Raw genomic sequence first — 7339 nt, forward strand, 5'->3', positions numbered from 1 at the left:
ACCGAGAGGTCGTGCCACCCCGCTTCATCAGCGGCTCCCGAACGGGTCTGAAATGCCGTGGGACTGCGGCTCAGTGGGCCACGGCGCGCGCCATCGAGCCATGACGCGGTTGCGACGGAACACCACGAGCGGGTTCCGGCGCGGACCTGGCTCCCGCTCCGGCCTGGCGGCCGGCCGGGGCAGGGCCGTTGCGGCGCGGCTGCGCTCCCACGCCGTTCTGGACGTCCATCACGGCGTGCGCCACGAGACCGCCCATGGGGTCGTGCCTGATCAGGTCCCGCAGCCGGGAGCGGGACGAGCGTCCCTCGTTGCCCGGATACAGGTGCTTGCCGAGGCCGACCGCGTGTGCCAGCGCGGCGAGCGCCGCGGTCCGCGGGTCCGGCGGCACGCCGGTGCGGATCGCGGAGTCCAGCCGGGCCCTGATCTCCCGGCTGATGTCGGTGTCCGTCGCCTGGTAGCGAGTCGTCGGCAGCACCCCGCACATCTGACCGGCCACGGCATGCACCATGCCGCACCGCTCCAGATGCGAGAGGTAGGTCTGACGGAGCCCCAGCCGTGGCCCGCCAATCCAGTTGACCGCCCGCACGGGAGCGCCGCGCCTGCGCAGCAGCTCCAACGCACAGTCCAAAGTTGGATCTCCAGTCGGCCGTGGTACCACCACGGCGATACGATCCCCGTCTGGGGCTATCCGTCCGGCCAGCGCCAGCTCCACTAGCTGTGCTCCGGCCAGACCGAGGTCGAGCGACTGCGGCTGTGCAGTGGTACCCGTGGCCGGGTCCAGTGCCAGCAGCAGAAGCTCCTCCGGAATTGTTCTGCGGCTCCTGCCCATCCATGCCTCCCCGCGTGGATGAATGACAGGGTGACCCCTCTCACATTGGTCTGTCGAGGGTGCGTGACCGGTTCGTGAGGGAACCGGCAGGTATGTCGTTCTCGTCTACCGCAGAAGCCGAGCTCTCACACAGGACACTGGTACATGGTCCCGGCAGTGTGTCGAGCGCTGTCACGGACGGCGGTTCACACGGTTCGGCAGCCGCGCGACGGGCGCGCGGCTTATGGAGGAGGCATCGGTGGCGGGCGAGTCCCCCGACAGGTCGAAGCAGCGCGAGTCGTCGGCAGAACCGACGTCGGGGAGCGCGGGCGCGGTTCCCGAGGCCCGGGGCGCGGTGCGCGATCCCCGGCTCGCGGTGGCGCGGGAATCGTCGCCCCGCGGCGGGGTCGACACCGCGACGCGGGTCTTCTCCGTACGGAAGTCGGCCGCCGACGCCGAGGAGACGGACGCGGCGGAGCCCGCCGACGAGGTGACCGAGGACACGACCGCCGAGGACACGACCGCCGAAGTGACCGAGGACACGGCCGCCGAGGGCGACGCGGCCGAGAAGGGCGCCGACGACGACGCGGCGGCCGACGGTGCCTCTTCCGGCGCGGATGACGCCGCTGACGACACCACGAACGACGACGCGGACGACACCGACGGCGACCTGGACGAGGACGCGGACGGCGACGAGGACGCCAAGACGGCCGGGACGGCCGCCGATGCGGCTGACGACGAGTCGGCCGACCGCGCGGCCGAGGAGGCCGACGAGTCGGGCTCCGAGGCTGCCGGAGAGGCCGAGGACGCGAGCGCCGGGGACGAGCCCGCCCCGAAGGATGACGCGCGTCTGCGGGCCGCTGTGGCCGCCTGGGTCGGCTCCGCCGACCGGACGGCCGGTACGGGCCCGGACGCGGCCGCGGCCGACGAGGACGCGGAAGGCGCCGACGAGGGCGCCGAGAGCCCCGAGGACGCCCCTCGGGACGCCGCCGAGGACTCCGCGGACGTCGAGGACGCCGAGGACGCCGAGGACTCCGACGCCGACGCGGCGGCCGAGGAAGCCACGCAGGACGCCGACGGCGACGACGCCGAGGCCGACGCGACTGACGGGGAGTCCGAGGGGCGGACCCCGGACGCCGAGCCGGAGACCGAGCCCGAGACCGGGGCGGACGCCGACGCCGACGCCGGTCCTGAGGACGGTGACGGGTCCGGGCCCGCCGCCGAACGCTTCGTCGACCAGCCCACCGCCGTCTTCAAGGCCATGCGCCCGACCCGGCCCGCCGTCGACCAGCCCACGACCATGCTGAAGCTGGGCGACGCCACCAAGCGCCCCGAGCCCGGCACGGCCCCGGAGAAGCCCGCCGCGAAGGCTCCCGAGAAGCCGGCCGCGAAGACCCCGGAGAAGGCTCCGGAGAAGGCGGCCGAGAAGCCCGCCGTCGACCAGCCGACGACCATGCTGAAGCTGGGCGGCGCCACCAAGCGCCCCGAGCCTGGCACGGCCCCGGAGAAGCCCGCCGCGAAGGCTCCCGAGAAGCCGGCCGCGAAGACCCCGGAGAAGGCTCCGGAGAAGGCGGCCGAGAAGCCCGCCGCCAAGGCCCCCGCGGCCGACCCCGAGCGCACCAGCAGGTTCGTCGCGCTCAAGCCGCTGGACGACACGGACACCCGTGGGCCCAGGCCCGCGGACGTGACCAGCGTCGTACCGCAGGTCGGGCCGGAGCGGACCACCCAGCAGCCGCTGCCGCCGAAGCCGCCGCTGGACCTGCTGGCCGAGCTGACGAACACTCCGCCGCCGCCGGAGACGGCCCTGCGGACGACGTTCCGCCGGGTGAAGATCTGGACCCCGCTGGTCGTCCTGCTGGTGATCGTGTTTGCGATCGTGCAGGCCGTACGTCCGCTGCCGGCCGCGGCCCTGACGCTCACCGCCGAGGACTCGTACAGCTTCGACGGCGACAAGGTCGACCTGCCGTGGCCGAGCGAGGGCCAGGGCTGGATGGACGTCAACGGCATCGGCTCGATGGACGACTTCGGCCGGCAGACGCCGGTCGCCATCGGCTCGGTCGCCAAGGCGATGACGGCGTACGTCGTGCTCAAGGACCACCCGATGAAGCCGGGCGAGGAGGGCGCGAGCATCCCCGTCGACGCCACCGCCGAGAAGGAGGGCGGTTACGACAAGGACGGCGAGTCCACGCTCAACACCGTCAAGGAAGGCGACAAGCTCTCCCAGAAACAGGCTCTTTCGGCTGTCATGATCCCGTCGGCGAACAACATCGCGCGGCTGCTGGCCCGTTGGGACGCGGGCAGCGAGGCGGCGTTCATCAAGAAGATGAACGACACCGCCAAGCAGCTCGGGATGACGAACACCACGTACACCGACGCCTCCGGCCTGAAGGAGACCACCGTCTCCACCGCGCAGGACCAGGTGAAGCTGGGCCACGAGCTGGTGAAGATCCAGGCCCTGATGGACATCACCAAGCTGCCGAGCTGGACCGACCCGTCGGGCCAGAAGCACCGCAACTACAACACGCTCGTCCCGTACAACAACGCCCTCGGCATCAAGACCGGCTCCACCACCAAGGCCGGCGGCAACCTGCTCTTCGCCGCCACCAAGGAGGTCGGCGGTGAGACCGTCACCCTGGTCGGCGCGGTCCTCGGCCAGCACAAGGCGCCGATCATCGACACGGTCAACGCGGTCAGCAAGACCGCGCTGCTCGCCGCACAGGACGCGATGACCTCGGCGAAGATCCTGAAGAAGGGCGATGTCGTCGGGTACGTCGACGACCGGCTCGGCAACCACACCCCGGTCGTCGTCACCAAGGACGTCTCGGCGGTCGGCTGGGCCGGACTGAAGGTGAAGCTCACCTTCGACTCCGGCGACGTGCCGCACTCCGCGAAGGCCGGCACCGAGGTCGGTTCGCTCACCGTCGGCGACGGCTCCGGCGACTCGGTCGGGGTGCAGGTTCCGGTGGCTCTCCAGACGGACCTGGCCGAACCGGGCTTCATGGACAAGGTCACACGTCTCGGCTGATCGCGCCCGGCCGACCGGCCGCCCTCGCGCCCGCGCACCCCGTCGCACGGCCCCACCCGGGAGCCCGTCGGCGGGGTGCGTGCTAGCGTCGCGAAACAGGACAGGTCGCCTGTCGTGGAAACGCCGCCGTGAAGCCGAGGAGAACGGCCAGCGGACGGGAACGGAAGACGGGACACGGGGAGTGCCTTCAGGTGGCCACAGCGGAGCCGACACGCGCCGACGACACCGGTCCGGGAGCGGACGACGCCCCGGGCTCGGACACCGACCCGCGAATACCGCTGTCCGGGTCCGGGTCCAGGTCCGATAGGACCGGCTCCGGGGGCGACGGCGGCAACGCACGGCTGCGGATCGCCTTCTACCTTCTGCGCCAGCGTCTGCTTCAGCACCCCGTCCTTTACGTCACCGCGCTGGCCGGCATCCTGCACGTCGTCTGGTTCTTCACGTTCGCGAACAGTGGCGGGGACCTGGCGGCGCAGGACGCCTGGGCCGAGTTCGTCGGCCGTCACCCGGACTCGGCGTACAACCTCGCCTGGTACGGCGGTATGCACGCGGTGTCCTACAGCGTGGTGTCGCCGTATCTGATGTCGGTGCTCGGCGTCCGGACGACGATGATGATCGCCGGGACGGCGTCGGCCGGGCTGCTGACGCTGATCCTGCTGCGCAGCCGGTCGGTCCGGAACCCCCTGTGGGCCTCGCTGGCCGGCGTCCTCGCCTTCCTGTGCAACGCCATCTCGGGCCGGGTGACCTTCGGGCTCGGCACGATGTTCGCGCTGGCCGCGGTCGCCTCCGTGTTCTGCTGGCCGTACCGCTGGCGCCACAAACGGTGGGCGAAGGCCTGCTGCGCGGCCCCGCTGGCCGCGCTGGCCACCATGTCGTCACCGGTCGCGGGCCTGTTCGTGGGACTGGTCGCGGCCGCGCTGTTCCTCCAGAAGCGGCGCCCCGGCGCCTGGGCGCTGGGCCTCGGCCCGACCGCCGTGGTCGCGGTGTCGGCCTGGCTGTTCCCGTTCTCCGGCACCCAGCCGATGTCCTTCGGGTCGGTCATCCTGCCGCTGCTGTGCGCGGGGGTCGCCTACGCCGTCGTACCGGCCGACTGGAAGACCGTCCGGATCACGGCCGCGGTGTACGGGCTCTCGGTGCTGCTGGTGTGGCTGATCAGCTCGCAGATCGGCTCCAACATCACCCGGCTGGCGATGCTGTTCGCGGGCGTCGTCCTGGTGGCCGCGCTGCCCTTCACGGTCCGGCGCACACGCAAGTGGTACGCGCTCGTGCTGGCCCTGGCCTCCTTCACCGGCTGGATCGGCTTCAAGACGGTCGACGACATCATCCACACCACCCCGGCCGCGTCCTGGGCGCGCGAGCTGGCGCCGCTGGTCAACCAGCTCCAGGTGGCCGGTGCCGAGAAGGGCCGGGTGGAGGTCGTCCCGGCCCGCTCGCACCGCGAGGCCTCCGCCCTCGCCCCGTACGTCAACCTGGCCCGCGGCTGGAACCGCCAGGCCGACATGGAGCGCAACCCCGTCTTCTACGACGACACGCTCAACTCCGCCAACTATCACGAGTGGCTCCAGCGGTGGGCCGTGCACTACGTCGTGCTGCCCAAGGACGAGCCCGACGGGGACGGCGGGCAGCGGGAGCGGCAGCTGCTGCGGCGCGGGCTGCCGTATCTGAAGCAGGTGTGGGGCGACGACAACTGGCAGCTGTTCCAGGTGACCGACCCGGCGTCGCTCGCCGAGCCGAACGCGGTCGTGGACCGGGCCGAGCAGGGCGAGCTGACCATGGAGGTGAGCAGGCCGGGCCGCATCACCATCCGGATCCCGTACTCGCCGTGGCTGAGCATCGTCGACGCCGACGGCAAGAAGCTGGAGCCGCCGCAGGAGACCAAGGCGTCCAAGCACCGGGCCGAGGGCGAGCCGAAGTCGTACCACAACGTCAACGGCTGTCTGATGGAGACGGAGGAGGACGCCGAGGGCGACCGGTGGACGGTGCTGCTGGCGCCGAAGGCGGGGACCTACCGGCTGGCGGCTCCGTACACGGTGCCGCGCGGGACGCCCTGCCCGGACGGGCTGAAGTGAACCGGGTCCCGAAGGGCTGAAGCGACCCCGGTCCGGACGGGCCGGGGCGACCCCGGTCCGGGTCGCTCAGCGCAGCCGGTCGACGTACCGGTCGGTGCCCGGCACCGTGGGGACGAACGGCGCCACCAGCTCCACCCGGCCCAGACCGGACTCGGCGAGGGCCGTGTCGAGCCCGGTGAAGTGCTTCTCCCAGCACTCCCGCGGGTCCGTCTCCAGGAACCACAGCAGGGTCAGCCGGGTGTCGACGCCCTCGACCTGCCGTACGTAGGTCATGCGGTCGCCGGGCAGCGGGGTCGGACGGAAGACGGTCACCAGCGCGGCCGGGGAGCCCGCGATCCGCCGGGGCAGATGGCGGGAGCGGAGCCAGTCGAGGAGCTCGGCGCGCCGGGCGCCGGACTCCGCGTCGACGACCTCCAGCACCAGCCCCGGGTAGGGGTGGTCGAGGGCGTGCCGGTCCCTCGGGCCGGCCGCGCCGTCGCGGTAGACGGTCGTCTCGTGGTCCTGGAACGCGGTGAGGACGTGGGTGCGGTCGTGGTAGACGCGGGCGTCCCGGTTGAGCCGCTTGTTGATCGCGACGGTCCACTTCATGTGCTCGTCGTAGCGGCCCTCGGTGATCCAGTACGTCGACAGGTAGCAGCCCGCGGTCACCGGCTGGGCGACCGCCGACTTCTCCGGGTAGCGCAGGAGTTGCAGGTCCCGGGTGGCGACCCAGCGGCGGCCCGCGTACATCCAGGGCATGGCCATCGCGCCGGCGTAGTAGTGGTCGTCCTCGTACCAGCGGTTGTAGGCGTACTCGTGGCCCGGGTGCGGCTCGACCATGGTGATCAGGGCGTGGCCGGGGCGGACGCCGTAGGGGCCGGTGGCGGCCAGTTCGGCGTACGCGTCCACGTCACGGCGGGTCTCCTCGCTCATGCCGTTCCCCTTCCTCGCTCCTTCGGCCGTTCCCGGCCGCTTCCGGCCGCCTCCGGCCTCTTCCGTCCGTTCCCGGACGCCCATACTCTGACGGTCCGTCAGACAATGCGCCATACCCGGGAGGTACGCGATGTCACTGCTGGACGGCAAGACCGTCGTCGTCTCGGGAGTCGGGGCCGGGCTCGGTCATCAGGTGGCGGCGGCGGTGGTGCGGGACGGCGGGAACGCCGTGCTGGGAGCGCGGACGGAGGCGAACCTCGCCAAGAGCGCCGCCGAGATCGACCCGGGCGGCGCGCACACCGCGTACCGGGCGACCGACATCACCGACGAGGGGCAGTGCGCCGCGCTGGCGGGGCTGGCCTCGGAGCGGTTCGGGGGGATCGACGCGGTGGTGCACGTGGCGGCCTGGGACTCCTACTTCGGCGGCCTGGAGGACGCGGACTTCACGACCTGGCGGTCGGTGCTCGACGTGAACCTGCTGGGCTCACTGCGGATGACGCGGGCATGCCTGCCGGGGCTGAAGGC

At 72.0% G+C, this 7339-nt stretch carries 5 protein-coding genes; 3 read left to right on the forward strand and 2 right to left on the reverse strand.

The genetic code is table 11. From position 1 onward, the window contains the following. Nucleotides 1-70: 70 nt before the first annotated feature. Nucleotides 71-829 (reverse strand): GOLPH3/VPS74 family protein, encoded by a 759-nt coding sequence (locus tag FNH09_RS42985; RefSeq protein WP_152895304.1) that lies wholly within the window; start codon nucleotides 827-829, stop codon nucleotides 71-73. A 238-nt stretch (nucleotides 830-1067) separates the two neighbouring features. Here FNH09_RS42985 and FNH09_RS42990 point away from each other — a divergent pair, with 238 nt between their 5' ends. Next, a complete protein-coding gene (locus tag FNH09_RS42990) occupies nucleotides 1068-3833 on the forward strand; it encodes a D-alanyl-D-alanine carboxypeptidase (protein WP_338017855.1) in 2766 nt (921 codons plus the stop codon). Nucleotides 3834-4024: 191 nt separating this feature from the next. Then, complete coding sequence (locus FNH09_RS42995) at nucleotides 4025-5902, forward strand: MFS transporter (protein WP_162469956.1); 1878 nt, start codon at nucleotides 4025-4027, stop codon at nucleotides 5900-5902. 66 nt (nucleotides 5903-5968) lie between these two features. Here FNH09_RS42995 and FNH09_RS43000 read toward each other — a convergent pair whose 3' ends face one another. After that, nucleotides 5969-6814: a hypothetical protein gene (locus FNH09_RS43000; RefSeq protein WP_152895306.1), complete on the reverse strand. Its 846-nt coding sequence runs from the start codon at nucleotides 6812-6814 to the stop codon at nucleotides 5969-5971. Nucleotides 6815-6944: 130 nt separating this feature from the next. On the opposite strand from FNH09_RS43000, the gene FNH09_RS43005 reads away from it, so the two are divergent. Further along, a partial coding sequence (locus FNH09_RS43005) for an SDR family NAD(P)-dependent oxidoreductase (protein ID WP_152895307.1) occupies nucleotides 6945-7339 on the forward strand: 395 nt, incomplete at its 3' end.

Origin of the sequence: Streptomyces adustus, from assembly GCF_009377175.1 — a bacterium.
Lineage (GTDB): Bacteria > Actinomycetota > Actinomycetes > Streptomycetales > Streptomycetaceae > Streptomyces > Streptomyces adustus.